This window comes from Candidatus Acetatifactor stercoripullorum (genome assembly GCF_944382095.1).
In the GTDB taxonomy this organism is placed as follows: Bacteria; Bacillota; Clostridia; order Lachnospirales; family Lachnospiraceae; genus Acetatifactor; species Acetatifactor stercoripullorum.
Window position 1 is genome coordinate 56425 of the sequence record NZ_CALWMU010000002.1, and the last position, 24793, is coordinate 81217.

19 protein-coding genes and 1 other RNA gene are annotated in these 24793 nt (G+C 48.4%); 17 read left to right on the forward strand and 3 right to left on the reverse strand.

Features of this window, described 5'->3' with window-relative positions:
* Nucleotides 1-316: 316 nt before the first annotated feature.
* The 7 genes from metG to SHK35_RS01050 all read left to right on the forward strand — a co-directional run bounded on the left by metG (nucleotide 317) and on the right by SHK35_RS01050 (nucleotide 8260).
* Nucleotides 317-2311 carry a methionine--tRNA ligase gene (metG, locus tag SHK35_RS01020; protein ID WP_330638138.1) on the forward strand — a complete coding sequence of 665 codons (1995 nt, stop codon included), beginning with the start codon at nucleotides 317-319 and terminating at the stop codon, nucleotides 2309-2311.
* Nucleotides 2312-2448: 137 nt separating this feature from the next.
* Complete coding sequence (locus tag SHK35_RS01025) at nucleotides 2449-3384, forward strand: alpha/beta hydrolase (protein WP_318703150.1); 936 nt, start codon at nucleotides 2449-2451, stop codon at nucleotides 3382-3384.
* A gap of 15 nt (nucleotides 3385-3399) precedes the next feature.
* Nucleotides 3400-3894 carry a GNAT family N-acetyltransferase gene (locus SHK35_RS01030; protein WP_318703149.1) on the forward strand — a complete coding sequence of 165 codons (495 nt, stop codon included), beginning with the start codon at nucleotides 3400-3402 and terminating at the stop codon, nucleotides 3892-3894.
* A 37-nt stretch (nucleotides 3895-3931) separates the two neighbouring features.
* Nucleotides 3932-4651 carry a YesL family protein gene (locus SHK35_RS01035; RefSeq protein WP_318703148.1) on the forward strand — a complete coding sequence of 240 codons (720 nt, stop codon included), beginning with the start codon at nucleotides 3932-3934 and terminating at the stop codon, nucleotides 4649-4651.
* A gap of 234 nt (nucleotides 4652-4885) precedes the next feature.
* The gene (locus SHK35_RS01040) at nucleotides 4886-5998 is read left to right on the forward strand and encodes an ABC transporter ATP-binding protein (protein ID WP_318703147.1); all 1113 of its coding nucleotides are present in this window, start codon (nucleotides 4886-4888) and stop codon (nucleotides 5996-5998) included.
* 139 nt (nucleotides 5999-6137) lie between these two features.
* The gene (locus SHK35_RS01045; protein WP_318708124.1) at nucleotides 6138-7226 is read left to right on the forward strand and encodes a PucR family transcriptional regulator; all 1089 of its coding nucleotides are present in this window, start codon (nucleotides 6138-6140) and stop codon (nucleotides 7224-7226) included.
* A 92-nt stretch (nucleotides 7227-7318) separates the two neighbouring features.
* Entirely contained in the window at nucleotides 7319-8260 is a 942-nt protein-coding gene (locus SHK35_RS01050; protein ID WP_318708125.1) for a DUF6128 domain-containing protein, read from the forward strand.
* Between the two features lies 1 nt (nucleotide 8261).
* Here the strand turns inward: SHK35_RS01050 and SHK35_RS01055 are convergent, their stop codons facing one another.
* Nucleotides 8262-9176: a radical SAM protein gene (locus SHK35_RS01055; protein WP_318708126.1), complete on the reverse strand. Its 915-nt coding sequence runs from the start codon at nucleotides 9174-9176 to the stop codon at nucleotides 8262-8264.
* A 59-nt stretch (nucleotides 9177-9235) separates the two neighbouring features.
* Nucleotides 9236-9335, reverse strand: an RNA gene (gene ffs, locus SHK35_RS01060) — signal recognition particle sRNA small type.
* Between the two features lie 174 nt (nucleotides 9336-9509).
* Here ffs and SHK35_RS01065 point away from each other — a divergent pair.
* Nucleotides 9510-10154 (forward strand): flavin reductase, encoded by a 645-nt coding sequence (locus SHK35_RS01065; RefSeq protein WP_318708127.1) that lies wholly within the window; start codon nucleotides 9510-9512, stop codon nucleotides 10152-10154.
* 37 nt (nucleotides 10155-10191) lie between these two features.
* On the forward strand, nucleotides 10192-11415 hold the full coding sequence (locus SHK35_RS01070; protein ID WP_318708129.1) for a DUF1266 domain-containing protein: 1224 nt from the start codon (nucleotides 10192-10194) through the stop codon (nucleotides 11413-11415).
* A 19-nt stretch (nucleotides 11416-11434) separates the two neighbouring features.
* On the opposite strand, the gene tadA is transcribed toward SHK35_RS01070, so the two are convergent.
* Nucleotides 11435-11944, reverse strand: coding sequence for a tRNA adenosine(34) deaminase TadA (gene tadA / locus SHK35_RS01075; RefSeq protein WP_318708130.1), 510 nt, complete (start codon nucleotides 11942-11944; stop codon nucleotides 11435-11437).
* A gap of 416 nt (nucleotides 11945-12360) precedes the next feature.
* Between tadA and SHK35_RS01080 the strand changes: the two genes are divergently transcribed.
* The 8 genes from SHK35_RS01080 (at nucleotide 12361) to SHK35_RS01115 (ending at nucleotide 24789) form a co-directional block, all read left to right on the forward strand.
* On the forward strand, nucleotides 12361-13566 hold the full coding sequence (locus SHK35_RS01080; RefSeq protein WP_318708132.1) for a hypothetical protein: 1206 nt from the start codon (nucleotides 12361-12363) through the stop codon (nucleotides 13564-13566).
* A gap of 52 nt (nucleotides 13567-13618) precedes the next feature.
* A complete protein-coding gene (locus SHK35_RS01085; protein ID WP_318708133.1) occupies nucleotides 13619-15517 on the forward strand; it encodes a hypothetical protein in 1899 nt (632 codons plus the stop codon).
* Nucleotides 15514-17232, forward strand: coding sequence for a TIM-barrel domain-containing protein (locus SHK35_RS01090; protein WP_318708134.1), 1719 nt, complete (start codon nucleotides 15514-15516; stop codon nucleotides 17230-17232). Before SHK35_RS01085 ends, SHK35_RS01090 begins: the two co-directional genes overlap by 4 nt.
* 174 nt (nucleotides 17233-17406) lie before the next feature.
* A complete protein-coding gene (locus tag SHK35_RS01095; RefSeq protein WP_318703137.1) occupies nucleotides 17407-18936 on the forward strand; it encodes an ABC transporter substrate-binding protein in 1530 nt (509 codons plus the stop codon).
* Nucleotides 18937-19035: 99 nt separating this feature from the next.
* The gene (locus SHK35_RS01100) at nucleotides 19036-19965 is read left to right on the forward strand and encodes a helix-turn-helix domain-containing protein (protein WP_318708136.1); all 930 of its coding nucleotides are present in this window, start codon (nucleotides 19036-19038) and stop codon (nucleotides 19963-19965) included.
* A gap of 51 nt (nucleotides 19966-20016) precedes the next feature.
* The gene (locus SHK35_RS01105; RefSeq protein ID WP_318708137.1) at nucleotides 20017-22899 is read left to right on the forward strand and encodes a glycoside hydrolase family 38 C-terminal domain-containing protein; all 2883 of its coding nucleotides are present in this window, start codon (nucleotides 20017-20019) and stop codon (nucleotides 22897-22899) included.
* Complete coding sequence (locus SHK35_RS01110; protein WP_318708138.1) at nucleotides 22874-23866, forward strand: HAD family hydrolase; 993 nt, start codon at nucleotides 22874-22876, stop codon at nucleotides 23864-23866. Before SHK35_RS01105 ends, SHK35_RS01110 begins: the two co-directional genes overlap by 26 nt.
* The gene (locus tag SHK35_RS01115; protein WP_318703133.1) at nucleotides 23863-24789 is read left to right on the forward strand and encodes a carbohydrate ABC transporter permease; all 927 of its coding nucleotides are present in this window, start codon (nucleotides 23863-23865) and stop codon (nucleotides 24787-24789) included. Before SHK35_RS01110 ends, SHK35_RS01115 begins: the two co-directional genes overlap by 4 nt.
* Nucleotides 24790-24793: the final 4 nt, after the last annotated feature.

Here is a 24793-nt window from a genome sequence, read left to right on the forward strand (position 1 = left end):
AAGTAAGGCTGCGACAGGTTCCGCCTGTTACAGCGGATAGGGTTACTGACCCGAAGAGGTCTGCTTTGCGAAAAGCAGATGAAGAGAAGTGGTAACACGGGCATATGCTCGTCTTCTATATATAATAAATATAGGAGACGAGCTTTTTCATTTCCGCGAATGAGCAGAGTCAGTTTTTCCGGAGGAAGTCTGCCACGCCAGCGTGAGCGGACGAAAGCCGGAAAAAATGACGAGCAACGCGAGTCCCGGAAGCGAAGCGACCGGGACCTGCTCATGGAGGAAGAGTCAGTTTTTCCAGAAGAAAGGAGCATAAATTATGGAGAATAAAGGGAAATATTATCTTACCACAGCCATCGCCTACACCTCGGGAAAGCCTCACATAGGCAATAATTACGAGGTTGTGCTGGCGGACAGCATTGCAAGATTCAAACGCAAGGAGGGGTACGACGTCTTTTTCCAGACCGGCACCGATGAGCATGGCCAGAAAATCGAGCTGAAGGCGGCCGAAGCCGGGGTCACGCCCAAGGAATATGTGGACAAGGTGGCGGGCATCATAAAGAGCCTCTGCGATCTTTTGAATATTTCTTATGACAAATTTATCCGCACCACCGATGAAGATCATGAAAGGCAGGTGCAGAAGATATTCAGAAAGCTTTATGAACAGGGAGACATTTACAAGGGCTCCTATGAGGGACTTTACTGTACTCCCTGTGAATCCTTCTGGACAGAGTCCCAGCTGGTGGACGGGAAATGCCCGGACTGCGGCAGAGAGGTAAAGCCTGCCAAGGAGGAGGCGTATTTCTTCCGCATGAGCAAATATGCGGACAGGCTCATTGCGCACATCAATGAACACCCGGAATTTATCCAGCCCGTATCCCGCAAAAACGAGATGATGAATAACTTCCTGCTTCCGGGACTGCAGGATTTGTGTGTGTCACGTACCTCCTTCAAGTGGGGGATTCCGGTGGACTTTGACAATCAGCATGTGATTTATGTGTGGCTGGACGCCCTGACCAATTATATTACGGGAATAGGCTATGACGCCGACGGGGAGAGCTCTGAGCAGTATAAAAAACTGTGGCCTGCAGACCTGCATCTGATCGGCAAGGACATTATCCGTTTCCATACCATTTACTGGCCTATCTTTCTGATGGCGCTGGGAGAGCCCCTTCCCAAGCAGGTATTTGGACATCCTTGGCTTTTGACGGGCGGCGGAAAGATGAGCAAGTCGAAGGGGAATGTGGTGTACGCTGACGATCTGGTGGATTACTTTGGCGTGGATGCAGTGCGTTACTATGTGCTTCACGAGATGCCCTATGACAATGACGGCAGCATCACCTGGGAGCTGGTGGCGGAGCGGCTGAATTCCGATCTGGCCAATACCCTGGGGAATCTGGTGAACCGTACTATATCCATGAGCAATAAGTACTTTGGCGGGATTGTGGAAAATAAGGGCGTACAGCTTACGCCCCAGGACAAAGCCATAGATGAGGATATGGAAAACACAGTGACAGCCGCTTATGAAAAGGTCTGTGAAAAAATGGAGACCCTCCGGGTGGCGGACGCCCTGACGGAAATCTTTACCGTATTTAAGAGATGCAATAAGTATATTGATGAAACTGAGCCCTGGGTGCTGGCAAAGGATTCTGCCAAGGCAGACCGCCTTTCCACGGTGCTTTATCACCTGGTGGAGGGGATTGTAATCGGCGCTTCTCTGCTGGAGCCCTTTATGCCCGAGACCGCACAAAAGATTGCAGCTCAGTTAAATACCTCCCTTCGGGATTTTGACAGGCTGAAGGAGTTTGGACTTTATGAGAGCGGAACGAAGGCTACGGAAAAGCCGGAAATTCTCTTTGCGCGTCTGGATATGAAGGAAGTGGCTGCCAGGGAGGAAGCGGTTGCAGCTGCCGCAGAGCAGGAAAAGGAAACGGCACAGGCACAGGAGGCGGAGGCAGAAGCCCCTGTGATTGATGTGGAGGATAAGGAAGAGATTACCTACGATGATTTTGCGAAGCTGCAGTTTCAGGTGGGAGAGATCATAGCCTGTGAGGCCGTGCCGAAATCCAAAAAGCTCTTGTGCAGCCAGGTGCGTGTGGGAAGCAGGGTGCGCCAGATTGTGTCCGGCATCAAGGCATACTATACTCCGGAGGAAATGGTAGGCAAAAAGGTGATGGTTTTAGTGAACCTAAAGCCTGCCACTCTTGCGGGCGTGGTTTCTGAGGGAATGCTTCTGTGCGCAGAGGACGCACAAGGACGCCTTGCACTGGTGACCCCTGAGAAGGATATGCCTGCCGGGGCTGAAATCTGTTAATTTTTTCTAAAGGGGTTAAAATCCCGTAGAAAATAGGTTATAATGGATACATGGTTCTGATAAAAGAACCATGTATTTTTGCACAAAAGAAGCGACAGATGCTGATTGCTTTTTTAAAAGAAGGCCGGAGGTGCATTTTGAGAAAGGAAGCGTTTTATTTCGACTCCAGGGATGGGAAAAGCAAAATTCATGCTTTGCGATACCTGCCTGACAAGGAGGAGCCTGTCTGCGTGGTGCAGATCATCCACGGCATGGCGGAATATGTGGAGCGGTATGAGGAATTTGCGGCGTTTCTCACAGAACGAGGCTGTGTAGTTACCGGAGAGGATCATCTGGGGCACGGGAAAAGCGTGCGGGAGGGAGAGCCTTACGGATATTTTTGTGAGCAGGACCCGGCTACGGTGGTGGTGCGGGATGCTCACCGGCTGAAAAAGCTTACCCAGCAGATTTATCCTGAGATTCCCTACATCATTGCAGGGCACAGTATGGGCTCTTTTATTCTGCGCAATTATCTGTGCCGTTATGGGTCAGGCATTTCGGCGGCGGTTATCATGGGAACGGGAATGCAGCCGTCTGGGCTGATCAGGGTCTCTAAGGCGTTTGCCTGCCTGCAGAAGCTGTTTTTCGGCTCCAGGCATGTGAGTAGGGCGCTGGATAAGGCTGCCTTTGGAGGCTATAACCAGAAAATAGAAAATCCCCGCACATCCTTTGACTGGCTGAGCCGGGACGAGAGCCGGGTGGATCAATATGTTGCAGACCCTCTGTGCGGATTCGTATTTACCGTAAACGGCTTTCAGACGCTTTTTGAGTTGATTTCCAGAATCCAGAAAAAGGAAAATCTCGAGAAGATGCCCAAGGAGCTTCCACTGCTTGTTGTGTCAGGCGACAAGGACCCGGTAGGGGATTACGGTGAGGGAGTACGCAGAGCATTTGATTCTCTGAAGGAGGCAGGCATGCAGAATGTAACCCTGGAGCTGTACGAGGGAGCCAGGCACGAGCTTCTGAATGAAATCAACAGGGACGCTGTCATGGAGGATATCTGGCAGTGGATGAAAAAATGGTGTAAAAGATAGGGGCGGTGTTCTGTGATGAGTGAAAAGCGAATGTCCTATGAATTCAGGTGGGCGAAAGAGGACGAATGGGCGCCTGCTATGGAGATGATCTGGAAAACCTTTTTGAAGTTTGAGGGGAATGACTATACGGAAGAGGGAATTCGGAATTTTTTTGATTTTATAACGGATGACAAGCTGCATGCGGCTTTTCTGCGGGGGGATTACCAGATGATGGTAGCCCTTGACAAGGGCCGGGTGATCGGCGCAGGTTCCATCAGAAACAGGAACCATTTGTCCCTTTTGTTTGTAGATGAGGATTATCACCGAAGAGGAGTGGGGAAAACCCTGCTGGAAAAGCTCTGCCAGTACTTGCAAAGAGAGGAAGGGGAGCGCTATATGTCGTTAAAGGCGGCGCCCTATGCGGTGGAATTTTACCGGAAGCTTGGTTTTAACGCGGTGAATGGGGAGGAGGAATACTCGGGGATCCGGGTGACCTCCATGGAAAAAATTTTTGACAGAAAGAGCTTGTAATACGCAGGCTTGTACAGAGGAAAGGATTAGACGGAAAATGAAAATTTTTGACTTAGACAGCCCGTTGATGCAGTTTTTAAATAAGATGGCAGATTTGCTCTGGCTGAATATTTTGACCTTTATCTGCTGCATCCCCATTGTTACCATTGGCGCCTCTCTGACCGCTATGCACTATATGGCGTTAAAAATGGTGAGAAATGAGGAATGCTATATCACCAGAGGGTTTTTTAAATCCTTTAAGGAAAACTTCAGACAGGCAACTTTGATCTGGCTTCTGCTTCTGCTTTTGTTTGCCGTCTTACTTGGAGATTTTTATATCATGAGAAATTCCGGCATGGAGTTTCCCCAGGCTCTTCAGATTGTGATTACTGCTGTGGGAGTGCTGGTGCTGTTTACCGCTACCTTTGTGTTTCCGGTGCTTGCAAAATTTGAAAATACCATATACCGTACATTGAAAAATGCCCTTATTATGAGCATCCTGCAGTTTCCCAAGACCATTGCCATGCTGATTCTTGGAATTGTGGTTCCCATTGCGCTGTATATCTTTGTTCCGGCGGCCACGCCAGTGGTGTTTTTGTTCGGACTGTCGGTGCCAGCCTTTTTATCTGCTTTGATGTACAATAAATTTTTTAAAAAGCTGGAGGCCCAGATGGAGGAAAACAGCGGTCCAAAGGAGAATCAGAACCCGGAAGAGGATGAAAGAATCTTTAAAGACGAGCTTGATGAGACGCTGATAGACAGAGAGGATCGTAAGTAAGGTCCATTCTTGTGTATTCTGCACAGGAAAAAGATCATATTTTGTTCAGAATGACCAATGGACGAAAAAAAGTCCAAGTTTATAAGCAATTCTTACAATAGGAAGCAAAATCTTTGTGAAATAGTGGTATGGCGCAAAAACAGGATTTTAGATATACTTAATTCAGACTCAAATGACGAAAGTCAAACTATCAGGAAGAAAAGTATTTTGTAAACATGAAAGGAGTTTACCAGTATGGCAAGTTTATCTTTAAAGAATGTCTGCAAGGTATATCCCAACGGATTTGAAGCGGTTAAGGACTTCAATCTTGAGATTGCAGATCAGGAATTCATTATTTTCGTAGGACCTTCCGGATGTGGTAAGACCACTACCCTTCGTATGATTGCAGGTCTGGAAGACATTTCCTCCGGCGAGCTGAAAATCGGCGACAGAGTTGTGAACGATGTGGAGCCCAAGGACAGAGATATCGCAATGGTATTCCAGAACTATGCTCTGTATCCTCATATGTCTGTATACGACAATATGGCATTTGGTCTGAAGCTGAGAAAGGTTCCCAAGGATCAGATCGACAAGATGGTTAAGGAAGCTGCCAAGATTCTGGATTTGACTCCTTTGCTTGATCGTAAACCCAAGGCTTTGTCCGGTGGTCAGAGACAGCGTGTTGCCATGGGCCGTGCTATCGTTCGTAATCCTAAGGTATTCCTTATGGATGAGCCTCTTTCCAACCTGGATGCAAAGCTGCGTGTGCAGATGCGTATTGAGATTGCCAAGCTGCATCAGAAACTGGGCACCACCATCATCTACGTTACCCATGACCAGACAGAGGCTATGACCCTTGGTACCAGAATCGTAGTTATGAAGGACGGTGTAATCCAGCAGGTAGATACCCCTCAGAATCTGTATGAGAAGCCTTGTAATCTGTTTGTAGCAGGCTTCATGGGATCTCCTCAGATGAACTTCCTGGATGCTACTGTTAAGGTTACCGGCGATGTCGCAAACCTGGAGATCGCAGGCCACAGCATTCCTCTTCCTCCCGCAAAATCTAAGAAGATTATTGACGGCGGTTATGACGGAAAGGTTGTTACCTTTGGTATCCGTCCTGAGGATGTGTATGATTCTGAGATGTACATTGAGACCTCTCCTCAGAGTGTATTTGAATCCACCATCAAGGTGTACGAGCTGCTTGGTGCAGAGGTTTATCTGTACTTTGATCTGGATGAGTACGCTATGACTGCAAGAGTAGATCCTCGTACCACTGCAAGACCTGGTGACACCGTTAAGTTTGCGCTTGATGTTGAGAAGATTCATGTATTCGACAAAGAGACTGAGCAGGTTATCACAAACTAGTAAAATAAAGGCTGCCGCGTTTTTCGGGACATCCTTATGTAAAGGAAGCATAGAAACCCCTTTGGCTGTTTGAAAGGCCAAAGGGGTTTTTTAAAGAAGCGCCGCAAACTTTGACAGGCTGAAAGAAAGGAAAGGGAAAATGATTACAGGTCAGATTATTCAAACAAGCATAGATGAACTTAAGGCAATTACAAAAGTAGACCTGGCCGTATATGACATGACGGGAATTCTGGTAGCCTCCACCATGAGCCAGACGGAGATTACGGTAGACTTGATTGTGGGATTTGCAAATTCTCCGGCGGACAGCCAGGTGATCGGAGCCCATCATCTGTTAAAGATATTGGACGAGGGAGACCCTCTTTATGTACTGGTGGCACGAGGCATGAGCGATGATGTATATATGGTTGGAAAGATCGCAGTGTGCCAGATTCAGAATCTGGTCATTGCCTATAAGGAGAGATTTGACCGCAACAACTTTTTCCAGAATCTTCTGCTGGACAATCTTCTCCTGGTGGATATTTATAACAGGGCCAAGAAGCTTCATGTGGAGGTGACGGCGCCCAGAGCGGTGTTTCTTGTGGAGACAAAGCTGGAAAAGGACGGTATTGTGACGGAACTGCTAAAGGGCATGTTTTCCAGCCAGGCAGGGGATTATATTACGGCGGTGGATGAAAGCAGCGTCATATTGATCAAGGCGCTGGAGCAGGACGCGGAGCCGGAGGCGCTTGAGAGTGTGGCCAATACGATTGTGGCAATGATGAATGCAGAGGCCATGATGAATGTAAAGGTTGCGTATGGCACGGTAGTCCAGGAGCTGAAAGATGTGTCCAAGTCTTACAAGGAAGCCAAGATGGCTCTGGATGTGGGCAAAATATTTTATGTGGAGAGAAGCGTAGTGGCTTACAGCACACTGGGAATCGGACGCCTGATCTACCAGCTCCCTGTGAACCTGTGCAAGATTTTTATCGAGGAGATTTTTGGAGAAAATGTGCCAAGTGATCTGGATGAGGAGACGCTGACCACTATTAATAAGTTTTTTGAAAATAATTTGAACGTGTCGGAAACCTCCAGACAGCTGTTTGTGCATCGCAATACGCTTGTTTACAGGATTGAAAAGATACAAAAAAGCACAGGTCTGGACCTGCGCAATTTTGACGATGCGCTGACCTTTAAGATTGCCCTTATGGTGGTAAATTATATGAAGTATTTAGACTCCTTGGAATATTAGAGACAACCTCCCGAATATACTTGTAGTAAGAAATAAAATCCAAAATGCCGTGATTTCATTTCCTGACTAAGAGATATTCGGGGGGATTTTTTATGTTTTATGACAGACAAATAAAATATCTGGATTATCTGGAAAATAAGGAACGCTGTAAGGGGGCGGGATTTGTCAAAATGGAGGTGTGGGATAAAGCCCTGCATCTTACTGTTCAGGTGAGCGGCCTGCGTCAGGGAGACACCTTTGAGCGGGATGTGTTTCTTTTGGACGAGCAGCGGGAGGAAAAGCTTGGGAGCATCAGACTGGAGAGAGGAAAGGGAAGCCTTTTGCTAAGGAATTTGAACAGAGCATCCATTGGGAAAACGGGCATTTCCTATGACAGCCTTGCGGGAATCAGGATTCCTCTTGGGAGCGGCAGGGAAATTTACGGTGCCTTTGCCAAGAGCGAAAAGGCGGAAGTGCCAAAAGAACCGGGGGAGTCCCTTGCGGCAGCGGAAAGCACTCTGCCGGAGGCTGGGGAGGTTTTGGAGGTTTTGCCTGACAATTCAGAGGATACAGAAAAAGAAGAGGATGTCTGTGCAGGAGAGACAGAGACCGTAAAAGCCGGCCCGGAGGACTTAAAAACCTTGCAGAAAGCTGTGCAGACAGCTCTTGGAGAAAGAGAAGTGGAAAAAGAGCATATGCGGCTGGCGGAAAGCAAATGGCAGCAGCTTTCCGCTGTATATCCTCATATTAAGCCCTTTCGTGACGAAAGAGATTATCTTTCGATAGGCCCGGCTGACTTTGTGGTTCTGCCGGAAAAATACTACCGCATGGCCAACAACAGCTTCCTGCTCCACGGCTACTATAACTATGAGCATTTGATATTAACCAGAGTGGAGCGCAGAGGGCGCATTCTGTATTATGTAGGAGTTCCGGGAAATTTTTACGACAGAGAAAAACAGGTTGCTGTTATGTTTGGCTTTGAAAGCTTTGAGTGCAAGGAGGAACCTGCAAGGCAGGGGGAATTCGGGTACTACCTGATGCGCATTGAGCTTTAGGCTACAGCCCCTGGCCATCAAAGGAGGGGATAAAGCTCTCGGCGGCGGTTTCTCCCTCCTGAATATATCCCTGCTCGATTCCTATTTTTTCTGCAAAATCTACCACTCTGGCATATTCGGAGGGCGTGACCCTGCGGTTGAGCTGGGGAATATGGGCAACATGAGGAAGAGGAGTGTATTGATTCATAATGCTCACGTAAATCTGATTTCCAAAGGTGTCGTGAAGATAACGCAGAATTTTTTTGGAATCCTTTGTCTGTCCCGGCAGGACCAGGTGGCGCACAATCATTCCCTGCTTCATCAGGCCGCTTTTTTGGTCAAACTGAGGAGGGCCTGTCTGCCGCAGCATTTCCTGCAGCGCCTTGGAGGCCCATTCAAAATAATCCGGCGTCTGGGCGCAAAAGCGGCCAAGCTCAGGAGAAAAATATTTGAAATCGGGGAGATAAATGTCCACCAAGCCCTCAAGAAGCTTCAGAGAAGAAACTCTTTCATAGCCGGAGGTGTTGTACACAATGGGAATGGACAGGCCCTTTTCCCTGGCCTTCTTAAGGGCATGGCAGATTTGTGGAATAAAATGACTGGGAGTCACCAGATTGATATTAGCCGCATTCTGCTCCTGCAGCTCCAGAAATATTTGACAGAGGCGTTCTTCGGAAAGAAATTGTCCCTGTCGTCCCACGGCAATTTCATGATTTTGACAAAAGACACACTGCAGGCTGCAGCCGGAGAAAAATACAGTACCTGACCCATTAGGACCACAGATACATGGCTCCTCCCAGAAATGAAGAGCGGCTCTGGCGGCAGTAAGCCGGGCAGTCTGACCGCAATAACCGGTTCTGCCGTTTAATCTGTCGGCGTGGCAGAGACGAGGGCAGAGGGTGCAGTCCTGCATAAAAGAACTTACATCTATATTCATAGGCTTCCTCGTTAAACAGATGAGATACAAAGGCCGCACACCCCGGGGAGAGACGGCAGCTCCGCCCGGCTTCCTCACGGCACATGGAAGGTTCTGCTTAGTGCTGCTTTGTTCCCAACCTGACACGGTTCACAGATTTCCATTGCGTGAGACCGAACTTCATCATTGTCGTCTCCAAACCCCGGATAATGTACGGCTTTTTTAGTGTATCGGTTTCCGGGGCATTTGTCAAGGCAAATACAAAATAAAAGTGGTATCTTGGCCGCTTTTATGCTATGCTGAATAAAAGGGGGAAACCCAAATTATATGTGCGCTCACGCAAGGAGGAAGGAAATGAACAAAAATGCGTTTCGTCAGCTGTCATATGGAGTTTATGTGATCAGCACATGGGATAAGGGACGGGCTACCGGATGCACGGCAAACAGCGCCATGCAGATCACTTCGGAACCCGCTTCCATTGCCGTAAGCATTAATCATGACAACTATACCAATCAGTGCATTCAGGAAACTGGGAAATTTGCCATCTCCATATTGGGGGAGAAATCGGAACCTGGCATTATCGGAACCTTTGGCTTTCAAAGCGGCAGAGACCACAACAAGTTTGATGGGACGGAGCATCTCATCAAAGACTGCATGCCGGTGGTGGCTGACGCCTGCGCCTATATTGTGTGCGAGGTTATCGACAAAATGGAGACCTCTTCCCACACGGTTTTTCTGGGTAGGGTAACGGATGCGGACATTCTCAAGGAGGATGACGCAATGACCTACGCATATTATCACAATGTAATCAAAGGGAAAAGTCCGAAAAATGCGCCCACTTATATTGCGGAGGAAGGGGCTGCTTTCGAAACAGAGGTAAAGTATGTGTGCAGCGTCTGCGGCTATGTGTATGACGGGGAGATTCCTTTTGAGGAGCTGCCGGACAGCTTTACCTGCCCTGTGTGCAGACAGCCAAAAACGGCTTTTGTAAAAAAATAAATCCAGGGGAAAAGGATGAGGGAGGAGAAAATTAAATATGAGAAACAAATGGAAAAAATGGCTGGCTTTATGCACGGCAGTGATATTCGGTACCTTGATGCTCCAGGGCTGTGCGGGGACACAGTCTCCTGAGAAAATGCTGGAATCCATGAAGGAATTTTCCACAGAGGATGGAACTGCGTCCATTTATCTGAACGAAAACTGGACGGTAGAGGATTTGGGCGTTGACTATTGGCTGTGTGCCGGAAACACCTTGGGAAATCAGGTTTTTATCATGATGCAGTCGCCGAAAAACGGCTTTGACGGTTTTGCTTCCAATATGGAGGAATTAAAGGAGCTGTTCAAGGAATCCTACGGCTTTTCAGGGGAAAGCGTGGAGGCTCCTGAAATTCCTCTTATGACCGGAGTGACGGCACAGCAGGGGCAGATGAATACTGACCTGGGCACCATTGACGGCTATGCTGTTTTCGGTGAGACAGACTACGCCTATTATGCTCTTTTCTTTGGGGCGGATAATATGAACGACAGCTTTCTGGCCAGTGCAAAGGTTTCCTGCAGCCAGTTTCAGGAAAATGTGCCTGAGGAGGTGGACTATACCACCGCAGAGCTTACGGATACAGTGCGCTGGTTTAATGCTTCTTATGCGGTGCTGACAGATTTAAACGGCTGGGATTACAATCGTTTTGGCGGACTTCCTGCCAATGAAGAATCTAAGGCGGCGGTACAGCAGCTGCTGGTGGAATGGTGGGATGTGACGGATCGGGCTTCCGCAGATGAGACGCTGGATTGGATTTTGTCGGAGGGGCATAGAGTCGGTTTCCGGGATGATATCGGGATTTTGGAGGATGCCGGAATCGGCAGCGTCTCTGCACAGGACAGAATAAGCTTCCTGAAAAGCGAGTTTGGATTAGATGAGGCAAGCGCACAGTTTTACGCAGATATGTATGATATGTATCTGGAGTGCGGCGAGACTGCCATAGACGGCTGGGATTACTGCAGAGCCTTAAATCTTCTGGGCTACTATTATGTGGCAGGATATTACACAGAGAAAGAGGCTTTGGATACGTCTCTGGAAATTGCCTTGGCCGTGCAGCCTGAGTTTACATCCTGGGATGAGCTGATTGAAAGCTACATGCGGGGATATGTATATTGGGCGGAGGAAAGTGCGGATGACCGCCGTGCGGTATACGCGGATCTCAAGACAAGAAGTGATAATCCTTATGCGGTAGACTATAATACGGTTTTGGAAAAAACCTGGTAATCATAAAAGGCAGAACGCTTCAAGAAGGGCTGTTCTGCCTTTTTGCTTCCTTTTCCGCCTTGTTTCGCAGGCGAAGCTCGGCAAAAAAGGTTTTCAGCATTTCGCTGCACTCATTTTCCAGCACGCCCTGAGTCACTTTGGCCTGATGGTTGAAGGCGGGATTCTGCAGAATATCCAGCACAGACCCGGCACAGCCGGCCTTGGGATTTCTGCAGCCCATGACTACTTCTGGAATACGGGCCTGTATGATGGCTCCGGCGCACATCTGGCAAGGCTCCAGCGTCACATAGAGTGTGCAGTCCTCCAGCCGCCAGTCGCCCATGACCTTGCTGGCTCTTTTAATGGCGGTGATCTCAGCATGAGATAGCGTATTTTTGTCGGTATTGCGGCGGTTGTAGCCTCTGCCGATAATACGCCCCTGGTGCACGATGACACAGCCGATGGGAACCTCCCCCAGCTGATATGCCTTTTTCGCCTGCTTTAAGGCTTCCCTCATGTATTTTTCCGAGATGCTACCTATCTGTGCCATGCTTTCCCTCACCTTTTTGCTGCCCGTTGTACTTCCCAGAGAGGAAGCTGTAGGGCATTTCTATACGGGGATTATTTTACCACACATTTTAACGCAATGCTATGAAAGATTAGGAGAACGGCAGATACACTTTGGGGAAAGCGTTTCCGATTCTGGGAACGCACTTTTTATGTGCGAAATAAAGACTCTCCTTTTCGAAATTGACTGAATATGTCAGTAGGATGGCACAAATTGGCTTTGTATTATATTTATGTCTATTTTATAATATCAAAATAGATTGTAGAACAATGTTTTTGAGAATGCTGTGATCTTCTGCGGAAAGGGGGACGGCAATGATGCAGAACAGTAATACAAGAATAACTCACAGGTGTGATAACAATTATCTGAAAATGGCTCCTCAACCTGACGGAGTGCTGATGGGAAGAAAAATTCAATGGTTTCATCATAAATCTCTGGCAGCCTGGGGATATAAGAAAACGCAGACAGATACATTTGCCGTGCTGCATCCGCTGGATGAGGAGAAATATAGCAGCACAAAAACATATCCTCTGTATGTTGTATTTCATTCCTCTGGCCATGACGTGTTTTCGGCGGTGGCCTGCATCTGGCAAAAGGGCAATCATAGTATTTATCATGCTCCTGTGGGGATGTACGCCTTATACCTGGACTGCCGCCAAAATGAAGATGATTGGTGGTGGGGAGGAAATTCTGCACTAGAAATTCTAAGCGAAGACCGTAGGGGGATTAAAAAACAGCCGGTCGAGATGCGGTGCATTGCCACTGTGGAATGGGTAGCGGATCATTATCCCATCGACCGGAACCGTATCTATGCGGTGGGAAATTCCATGGGGGGAAGCGGCGCTTTGGGAATAGCGATGTGTCGTGGAGATTTGTTTGCGGCGGTAAAAGTGAATGTTCCGGCAGGCGTGCGGCATCTGGTGGACCGCTGTGATTTAGAGCATACGGTTTTGAACGGATTCTCTATTCCTGATCCGCCTGTCTTGGTAGATTACTCGGCGCAGAATGACCCCTGGTCCGCGGGACACCAGCATCTGTACAGGCTGATGAGCGAGAATCGTTATGCCATCTTGGGATATTGGGGCAATTTCGGACACGCCAATGATGACGAAGTAATTGAAAAGGAAAATGATTTAGTACACTCATTTGATCTCTTTCAGGTAGCCTTAAACCAGCCATATCCAGCATTTACAAATGCAGATACGGACGATACCGTTCCGTGGGCTGATGATGGTTCCATCATCAGTGATGCTGCTGGACAGGTGAACGCTTATTTCCGATGGGGCAAGGTCGAAGAGGGCGAAAAGCATATAGAAATCCCGCTGAGACTCCTGTCGCCGGATGAAAGAATGTCGAAGTTTGTCTTTCCGCAGACTGCAAAGACTGACATAACATTGAGGCGCTTGCAAAAATGCCATTTTCCACCGGGCGGCCAGGTGACCTGGAAGTTTGGCAACTGCGGCGGCAGTGTAACGGCGGATGAGCGAGGGCTTGTAACGATTCCGCAGATTACGGTAGAAAGACAGGAAAAGCGATTGATTCTCCACTGTGAAAACATGGCAAAGCAGCCAGACAAAAAAGAAGGGAAAACGAAAAATGTATAAGACGATCATACCGACCCTAATAACGAATGGACATTTTAATCGGGAGATTACCTTGAAGGAACTGAAACGGATTGGAGCAGACTCTGTGGCTCTGGCAGTGGAGCGGGAACTGCAGTATCGGTTTTCTTCTCCGGAGAATCTGCAGCTGCTGCGGGAACTGATAGAGTACTATCAGGAAAATGGGCTGGATGTCCTTGTGTGGCTGGGAGAAACCTTTGGTCATGAGGGGGGAAAACCGGAAGGAGATCAGCCCTATGCCAATATGCGGCTGATTGACGAAGGAGATATCAAAGCTTTCTGCCCTCTGGATGAGTCTTTTAAGCGGGACATGTGCTCGTGGATCACGAAAATTGCAGAATGCGGTGCAAAAATGATCCTGTTGGATGATGATTTCCGCCTAGGACTGCGTCCAGGACTGGGCTGCTGCTGCGACCTGCATCTGATGGAACTGAAGCGGGAATTGGGGGAAGCGATATCTGTAGAGCATCTTCGTGAAAAGATATTTCACGGAGGAGGCAGCAGGTACCGCAGTGCATGGATGAAGGTTCAAAGAGAATCTATGTATCGTTTTGCAAATGCACTGAGAAAAGCAGTGGATGCTGTTGATCCTGGCATCAGGCTGGGAATGTGCTGCTCCCTGGGAAGCTGGGATGCCGAGGGGATAGACGTATTTCAATTAGCAGAAATCTTAGCGGGCGGAACAAGGCCGATTATCCGAATCTGCGGAGCGCCCTATTGGGCTGCGCAGCAGCCGGAGCACAATCGGCTGGGGGATGTGATAGAGGCTGCGCGGACACAGCTTGCATGGTGCCGTACGCGGGAAATTGACGTGATCACGGAGGGCGACACCTATCCGCGGCCCAGATTTGCCACCCCGGCTTCGTATCTGGAATGCTTTGATATGATCCTGCGTTCGGACGGCAATGCAGAGGGCATTTTAAAATATGCGTTTGACTACATTTCGGATGCAGACTATGAAACGGGCTATGTGGACGCAGCAGTGCGTAATCAGGTGCTGTATCAGTGGATCGGCAGAAATTTTAAATCCGGCCAATGTCTTGGGGTTCGTCCCTATAACGTGACGCATCTGCTGGAGCATTCCCGGCTGGACGGGGAAAAACCGGAGCTTTGGGAGAAAATTCAGACCAGAAGCGTCCGCTATCCGTCCATCAGGCTTGCGGCGGCGAATTCCCTTCCGGTTTCGTATGAAGAGGGGAATGTGAATATAGTGTTTGGCGAAAATGCACGTTATATCCCTTGGCAGACATTAAAGGATGGCGCCATTTTGGATCTGCCTGCGGCGAAGATTTTAATGGAGAGAGAGATCGATGTGGGAATCCAGTCGATCCTTTCCAGGGACGCGTATGTAAAACCGGGCTTTACCGCAGTGCCCCAGGAATTTTTTAGAGAAGAAAAAATATATACCCGCCTTTCTGACGGCGTGGAAATCTCAAAAATCAATCATAAGAATGGCGCGGAAATTCTTACGGAATATCATGATCCAGCCGGAATGGAAGCGGGTGTGTTTACATACGAAAATGCTGACGGAATGCGTTTTTTGGTTTTCCCCTTTGATGCAGAGCAGGCAAGGGAACGCCTGGGGTGGCTTGATTCTTACGCCCGGAAGCGGCAGCTCATAAAGAGGATTCCATGGCTGCAAAGAAGGAAAATGGAGGTGTATGCTGTTGGAAATTATCCGTATTTGTATCTTATGGCAAAAAGGGACCAGGAGGGCATTACCATAGGATTGTGGAATTTATTTGAGGACGAGGCTGTAAACGTTGAGGTTACTGTGGAGCTGCCGATAAAGCATGTTTCGTACGCAAATTGCAGCGGACACCAGGATGGAAACAGGATTGTATTGGATACGTCCCTGTATCCCTTCGCATTTGCGGGAATCAGATGTGATTTGGAAAAGCCGCCGGCTGGAAAGGATGAGGGGAAGGGATGAAAAAAATCGTATTTGGAACCCCGGAATCAATTACTCCGGCTTTGTTCTGCAAAAATTTTACATATATAGAAACGAAGATAAATTATCATACAGATCAGATTAAATTTCGATGCAGCGCCAGGGGGTGCTCCCTGACGCTGCCGCTGGGGGCAAAGGAGCAGATTTATGGACTGGGCCTGCAGCTGAAGGCGTTTGCACTGCGGGGAAAGAAGCTTACCCTGCGGCCAAACGCCGATCCAGTGGCCGCTACGGGGGATTCCCATGCGCCGGTTCCTTTTTTTGTCAGCACCGCAGGATATGGAATCTATGTGGACACAGCGCGTCAGGCGGAATTTTATTTTGGCTCTTCTGATTTGAAAGGAGCGGACGGGGGAATCCGGGAGGCCGGAGATATCGCTGTTTCGACAGAGGATTTATATGCTTTCAGGGACTTGGGAAGCTCCAATATCAGTATTTTTATTCCAGCGGCACAGGGTGTAACCCTTTATGTGATAGAGGGCGGGACCATTACGGATATCGTTGCGCAATACAATATGCTGTCGGGAGGAGGCTGCGCAGTTCCAGAGTGGGGGCTTTCCGCCGTGTACCGCTGCTACAGCAGATATTCCCAGGAGCAGGTTCTTCGTGCGGCCAAAAGACTGAGAGAAGGGGGATTTGCAGTGGGCTGCATCGGGCTGGAGCCGGGCTGGCAGTCAAAGGCTTATCCCTGCTCATATGTGTGGAACAAAGAGCTGTATCCGAATCCAGATTTCCTGCTTGCTTCGCTGAGACGGCTCGGCTTTCATGTAAATTTGTGGGAGCATGGCTTTGTACATCCAGATTCGCCGATTTATAAGGAATTGTACCCTCTGATGGGAAATTACACGGTCTGGGGAGGGGGAGTGCCGGATTTTTCTCTGAAGGAGGCCCGCAGTATTTTTGCAGCTTACCATAAAAAGCTGGTGGCAATGGGAGTGGACGGCTTTAAGCTGGATGAGTGCGATGGGAGTGATTATACGGGAAGCTGGTCCTTTCCCAATATGGCGGATTTTCCCTCTGGAATGGACGGGGAGCAATACCATGCTCTGTTCGGCGTCTTGTATATGCAGACGATATTGGAGGCGCTGGATGGGAAGCCCGCCTTTTCCGAAGTGCGAAACGCGGGGGCGCTTTGCGCGCCGTATCCCTTTGTTTTATACAGTGATCTTTATGATTACACAGATTTTATCCGAGGCTGTGTCACCGCAGGCTTCGGCGGACTTTTGTGGACGCCGGAGGTAAGGGACGCCGCTTCAAAGGAGGAATTTTTAAAAAGGCTGCAGATCGGCGTGTTTTCGCCTCAATGTCTGCTGAATGCGTGGTACTGCAAGGAATTTCCCTGGGAAACATTGCACTGTGAGGCAGAGACAAAGGCTCTTTTGGCACTGCGTGAAACCTTGAAGCCGCTCTTAATGAGAGCCTTTGAAGGATACCGGAAGGCGGGAATTCCACCGGTCAGGGCACTGGTGAGCGATTACACGGATGACACAGAAACCTATCAGCTGGACGATGAATATTTGTTTTGTGACAATTTATTGGTAGCGCCCATGCCTGTGGGCGCCTCCTCGAGGCGGGTTTATCTGCCGGACGGGCAGTGGCGGGATTTCTATACCAAGGAGAGGATACAAAGCGGCTGGTTCAGTGTAGAGACTGATCTTATTCCAGTATATGAAAAAGCAGACGGTTTTGGACGTTGAAATACCGGAGAACAACAGAGCGTCTAAATTTGACATATTGCTGGCAAAGATGTGTATTGCAGAGATAAAATTTGTCGAATATTATATGATTATAGAATAAGTTCAAATAAAAAGCGCGCTTTTATTAAAAAAATTACACAAAATAACGATTTAAAGGAGAAAAGGAGGAAAATTATGATGAAAAAGATTTTATGCCTGGGACTGTGTGCAGCTTTGACAGCGGCAGGCCTGGCAGGATGTTCAACGGAACAGACTGATCAATCGGCTTCCCAGGACACAGTGAGTGCGGAAACAACGGGTACGGCCGCAGCGGACGCGGGCACAGAGACAGCCGCCGGAGAGACCGCTGCAGATCCTCTGCGGGCTGACGAAGGCACAACGATTTCGGTTGCGCACTGTCAGGGCGAGTATATTTACGAAAGCTTTTATGAGATTTCTGATAAATTTACGGAGATGACAGGAATTGAAGTAGAGTGGATTGAGCTTCCGGCAACGGATTATGACACATGGGTAACGGCGCAGTTTGCTGCTGGAACAGAACCGGATATTTTCTGGAATGCACCAAAGGAGTACTTTGATCAGGGAAAGATCATGGATTTGACTGCGTATTATGATCAGGAAAATGTGTTTAACGGGGTAACGTGGAAGGACTGCTTCACTGACGGCGCACTGGTCAACAGCATGAGCACCGATGGAACAAAATATATTTCCACGGCAATGACTGGCTTTACGTTTAACCTGTATTATAACAAGGACATTATGGAAGAGCTGGGCCTGGGAACAGAACCGCCCGAGACTTTCACTGAGATGATTGAAATGATGAAGGTCTGCAAAGAGGATGGCAGATATATCCCCATGAGCGTTCAGAATCTCAATGATACCAATGTAGGCTGGCTGGAGCGGATTTTTATGGATGACCTGTTTCATAATACAGATGTGGTGGAAAAACTGGACATCATAACTCCAAACGGAGCCATTGATTACCCGGAAGCGATGCTGGGATTGGAAACGGGGGTTTTAAATTACGATGATCCGCGGTTTGAGGAGTATTTTACTTTAATGAAAGATCTGACGCAATACTGGAATGAGGATTACAATGCCGCCGGATGGGAATATGAAGGCTTATTTAATAACGGAGAAGTGCTTTTCAATGTCAACGGCGGGTGGTATCCTGGTCAGGTGGTCGAAAACGGATATGAAGTAAACTATGGTGCGGCACCAATGCCCTATGTGGATTCGGCATATTCGGAGTTTGGCTTGGACGAGCCTCTTTTATATGCGCCTCCAGCAGGGGAAGCAGTATTTTTTATCTCTCAGAAATGTGCGGATGAAGGCCGGGGCGATGCGGCCGTTAAATTCCTTCAGTTTATGACATGTCCCGAAGGCGGAGCGCAGATGTATATCGACGCAGTCATGCTGGGAAGCTGCATCAAGGGCGTAACCCTGCCGGAGGAGGTAGGCGCTTTGGCGAATGCCGAGACAGGGGACGCAGTGACAACCTGGGTACAGCTTGCCTTCCAGTTCTCTGATGAAGCTTACAGCAAATACAGGGAGCTGTATGTGGCATACCTGGATCCGTCTTCAACGCAGACTGCAGCGGAGCTCATTGCCGAATTAAAAGAAGAGGTGCTTCCGTTATTGGATGAGGCCATTGAAGACAGTACGGTGGATGTAATGTCTTATGTGGATCAGGTACAAGGATAAAATCGGTGTGCATTGATTGCACAGAAGGGCGCTCCGGCTCCCCGGAAAACAGCCGGAGCGCCGGAACGCCCGTTTTATTATGTTGACAGGAGTGTGCGTATGATTCCTACCAAAGCGATAAAGACACATGTGTATTTGGAGCGGGAAATGTATATGGAGTTTGAGGGACTTCATATTACAGTAACTAGATTTACGAGAATAGATGACGATTGCGAATGGGAGATTCCTGCGCATGCTCATATGAATTATGAGATGCACTATATCTATGACGGAACGGGATCGATTGGGCTTGGCGACAATGTGTTCCGAGTAGGAGCGGGGGATTTTTATATCTGCCCGCCATTCATTGATCACAGCCAGAAGGCGGACTGCCAGCATCCAATGAAAGAGTATTGCATTGAATGTTCCTTGAAAACCGAGAATTGCGGGGAAGCAAATGGAAGCCAGAAGGAAAGCGTACTGCTGCTTCAAAGGCTCAGTCAAATATTGTATTGCAAATACAGCGACAGCGACGGCATTTTGATAAAAAATTTTTCACAGATGGATGCCATATTCAGCAGATACAAAGAAGCTGAGAGATTTCAGAGCGATTTGCTGGTAAAAGCTTTAATGCTGCAGACTATATTGAGTATGCTGATTTTTTCTACTGCAAATCTGGGAATCCAAAGCATTTCCAGAAATCAGAACAATATCAATTATCAGAGAGCTTCCAGTATCAAAAATTATCTGGAGGCAAATTATAAAATAAATATCACGATTAAAGACTGTACACAGGTCTTTTATCTCAGCGCAAGGCAGATTGACCGAATATTGGAGAAGGAATATAATGAAACTTTTCATGAAATGCTGACAAAGACGCGGGTGAATGTTGCGATAAAACTTATGCAGACAACAGATTATTCCATGGAAAGAATTGCCGCGGAAGCGGGCTTTAGCGGATACCGGCAGATGTTGCGCAGCTTGAAAAACTATGGAATTGAACGGCCTGCCCGCTTACGGGAGCAGGATCAGCTTGGCCGGAGGACGTGAGAAATTCTTTAAAATGTACGGCCTGTCAAAACAGGCAGGAAGGCGTTTCTGATGAAAAACATGAATCTTATTATCAATACACATTGGGACAGGGAATATCGCTGGTCTCTGAGAGAGACACAATATCGTCTTGTGGAGGCTGTGGATGAATTGCTGGACATCATGCAGAGGGATGAAAAATTTTGCTATTTTCACACGGACAGCCAGGTATCTATGCTGGATGATTATCTGAAGATGCGTCCTGAGAGAACACAGGAGGTGAAAGACCTTGTCAGCGCCGGGCGCATCCTTACCGGACCATGGTATACTTTGCCGGCAGAATTTTTGGTGAACGGAGAATGTCTTGTCCGAAATCTCCTGCTGGGGCATCAGATATCGGGCGCTTTGGGAAGAACCATGAAAGCAGCGCATAATATTTTCAGCTGGGGTCAGGTTTCCCAGCTTCCGCAGCTGTACCGGCAGTTCGGGATGGATACGATCACATTCTATCGGGGCATCAATCAAACGGAGCTGAATACCCTGGAATTCCGCTGGAAGGGAGCGGACGGGAAAGAGTCGCTTGCAATTACATTTGGGGAGTATCACAGGCTGAATTTTTGGCGCTTTGTGTACAAGCCTTATATTTTGGGCGGAGGACGCATGATTGGGAACAGCCTGAAAAATGCTTTTTCCAGGGACGACTTAGGTGATGCGTATCTGACACAGATGTGCGGAGAGAGCCTTGCGGAGAATAATCACTGGCTGTCCAATCAGACGCCGGTCAGAGATTTTGAAAGTGCAAAGGATGGCTTGAAGCGGCTGATTGAAACAGTAATCCACAAGGCAGTGACAGACGAGCTGCTGTTTTTTCAGGGGTTTGATCAGGAAAATCCGGATCCTATTATAACAGAGCTGGTGGATCGCCTGAATGAAACCCTGGATGACGGCAGGATTGAAATTGCATCTCTGGAAAATTATATAAGCAAGGTGCGCGACCATATTTCTCCGCAGATTTACGATGCGCTCCCGGTCAAAAGCGGGGAAATGCTGGAGGTGGAGAAAAAGGGCGATCCCTTCGGTCCGCTGTATAACGGTGTATTTTCAGCAAGAATGCCAATAAAGCTGAAAAATGCGCAGGCAGAATATGAGCTGATCAATGGCGCGGAGCCTGCGGCTGCATGGTCGGCTTTGCTTGGCAATGAGTATCCGGCGCTGCTGCTTGGCCGTGCCTGGAAGCAGCTGCTGCAGAATCAGCAGCATGACGGAATTGGCGGATGTCATGTGGATCGTGTGACGGATGCCATGATGGAGCGGTTCCGTGAGACAATGGATATTTCCGAAACGATCCTTAAGAAATCGCTGAAGCAGGTCACGGGAGAAATTGATTTTTCCATGCTGGAGGCGCAGGAAATCGGCGCCGTAGTGTACAATACACTTCCCTTTGAGCGTACCGGAATGGTGACATGCACGGTTGACGTGCCCCTTTCCTGGAATCTGCGCTATGCCAATAAGGGGAGAAGAGAAATTTCCATAGATGTGGCGGATTTGGAGGGAAATTCAATCCCGGCACAGATGCTGAATATTGAGGACGATACGGTTTATGCGTATTTAAAATATGGCGACACTTTTGATTTTGATGTGAGCCGATGCAGGCTGGTGATGCGGCTGCAGGACATCCCGCAGAATGGGTTCCTTGCTTTGAGGCTGCGGCCAAAGGAAGGGGAGCAGCGGCCGGTTGACTGGATTTCTCCCAAAGCCAATATGCTGGAAAATGAATATCTTTCTGTAAAGATTAACTGGAACGGAACGCTTACGGTAACGGAAAAGGAAACCGGAAGGGTCATGGAGCAGGTGCACTTTTTTGAGGATTCTTCTGACAAGGGCGGTCCTCTGGTGTACAGTCCTGTATATGAGCGGATGACAATGTACAGTCTGAATGAACCAGCGTCTGCCGCACTGGTATATAACGGACCGCTGCAGGCGACTTATCGGATTATGCTGCGCTGGAGGCTCCCTAAGCGTGTGGAGACCGCGCTGAAGGTGCATGTGCCTCATGGAAGCGAATGGGTGGATCAGGGGCGTATGCAGCGAAGCGACGAATGGGAGGAGCTTTGCATCACAACGGATGTTACTTTAAAAAAAGGAGCAAGATGGCTGCAGTTCCACACGGTTGTGGATAATACGATAAAAGATCACAGGCTGAGGGTTTTATTTGAGACGGGGCTTTCGGGAGCCATGCTCTGCAGGGCAGATTCCCCATTTGATATTGTACAGCGGGAAATCACAGTGCCCGATTCCAGCCAGTGGTATGAGGCGGCCGCGCGGACATGGCCCAGTCATTCGCTTGTGGCGGTCTCCGAAAAGGAATTTTGCGCGGCGGTATATCATAAGGGGATTTGCGAATACGAGGTGCTGGATGATGATACCAGGGCGATTGCACTGACCCTTCTGCGGTGCTTCAGCAATGCAGGCAATCCCACAGAAACCTATGAGTATCAGGAGCTGGCAGAGTGTCAGGGGAAATCAGAGTTTGATTACTGGCTTGCAGTATACCCAAAGCAAGTCAGGGATGCTGATTTGGCTAAAGCAGCGCTGGATGCGGTACAGCCCTGTTATGTGATGCAGACCACGAAGCATTGTGGAGAATTGCCCGGACGGCTCAGCTTTTTTGGAGGGAAGGGGGAAGACTTCCTGCTTACCTCTGTCACCAAAGGCAGAGAAAAAAATCAGCTTTTGCTGCGGGGCTATAGCTTGGCCGGCGCGGAGAGCTGCGTAACCTTGTTCTTTTGGAAAAAACTGCTGCGGGCAGAAAAAGTAACGCTGGAGAATTGCCTGTTGGAAAGCTTAACTGTCCGGGACGGACATTATGTTACATTCTCGGCGGGTGATCGAGAGATAGTCACGGTATCCCTGGAATGGAGTGAAGAAGATGACGGCGAGAAATACAATAGCTGAATGGAAAAATCTGGATTGTACATACGATGGCATTTTTCGGGCCGGACGCAATGGCGTGAAAAGCATTCTCTCTCCCCTGGACGGACGTTCGGAGTTTGTTGTGTTTCAAACGGGAAAGATATTGGTCACCCTGCCCAATTCCGCCGTGCCGGTATATTATCCGCTGATCAGCCATCCCTTTCGGGGGCCGGCAAAAGCGGTGCTGATGGATCTGGACGGCACAAGCATCAAAAGCGAAGGCTTTTGGATCGGCGTCATTGAGCAGACGGTGTGCGCTCTTATGGGCAATCCCTCTTTCCGGCTGTCAAAGGAGGATATCCCATTTGTATCCGGTTTTTCTGTTTCAGAACATCTGAAGTACTGCATTGCAAAGTATCGTCTGGATGCAGATATGGAAACAGCAAGAAAGTGTTATATGGATGTGGTTCACAGAGAAACGAGAGAGATACTGGAGGGAAAGGGCAGAGAAAACGCTTATATGCCGGCGCCCGGATTAAAAAAATTTCTGCAGAGGCTTAAGGAAAGCCATATTAAGATTGGCCTGGTCACAAGCGGCCTGTATGAAAAAGCAATGCCGGAAATCATATCCGGATTCCGGGAAATGGACTGCCGGAAGCCTTATCTGGGCGACCCCATGAAATTTTACGATGCCGTGATTACGGCGGGAACCTCTTTTGGAGACGGGTGTGCGGGTACTCTGGGGGAGCTGTGCGCTAAGCCTCACCCATGGCTGTACAGGGAAATATGCGAAGTGGGCCTTGGAATCCATGAAGAGGAGTTCTCCAGCGTGATTGTTTTGGAGGATTCCGCAGCGGGAGTTTTAGCGGCGCGTCTGGCCGGCTTTGACGTGATTGGAATGCGGGATGGGAATATTGAAGCGGCGGGCTTGACGGATCTTGTCTGGAGCATGGAAGAGCGCCTGGAGAATATACTGCCCTGTATCTTGGGAAAGGAGGAAAGATTTTGAACGGGAAAAAGACAAAAGCAGCTGCCTTTGGGCAGAAATCTTTGGGAAAGCGCATATGGAAGGCGCGGTGGTCGTATGCCGCGCTGATTCCTACCTTTGCATTTCTGTTTACCTTTACGCTGTATCCGGCCTTGCTGGGGATTTACCGGTCGCTGTTTCGGTGGAAAACCAACAACTATTTTACGCCGAAATTTGCAGGTGTGGATAACTATGTCCGATTGCTTGGAGATTCCGATTTTTGGGAATCCTTTGGGGTTTTGCTGGTTTTTATTGTATGGGGATTTATCAATACCTTTGTGATCAATTTCTCTACTACCTATTTTATTTTCCGTCTAAAGGACACCAGGGCGGGAAGATTTTTTAAGAAAGCGTTTGTGGTTCCCATGATGATCCCAGCTATGGTGGGAACGATGTATTGGAGCTTTTTTTACAAGCATGATACGGGTATTTTGGATGCCATACTAAACTATTTGGGAAAAGAGGAATGGATCCATATCTGGCTGGCGGATAACCGTTTTACACTGCCGGCAATGCTCTTTAAAGGATTTCCGTGGGCCGGCGGATTTGCAATGCTGATTTTTCTTGCGGGCTTTTTGAATGTGGATACGGCGCTGGAAGAGGCAATGCAGATTGACGGAGCGAATGCCTGGGATGTTTTTACCAGACTTTATCTGCCGCTGTCTATTCCCCAGATCAAGCTGCTGTCTGTCCTGGGAATGATCGGCGGCTTACAGGATTACACAGTACAGATCGTGTACACGCAGGGAAGGTATCATACGATGGTTCCGGCGTACGCAATGTACCAAAACGCCTTTGAAAATGGAAACTATGGCTATGCCACGGCCCAGGGAACCGTGCTGTTTCTTATTATTTTGATTATTACCATTTTGCAGCAGAAGTATATTAAAAAGGCAGATGAATAGCAGG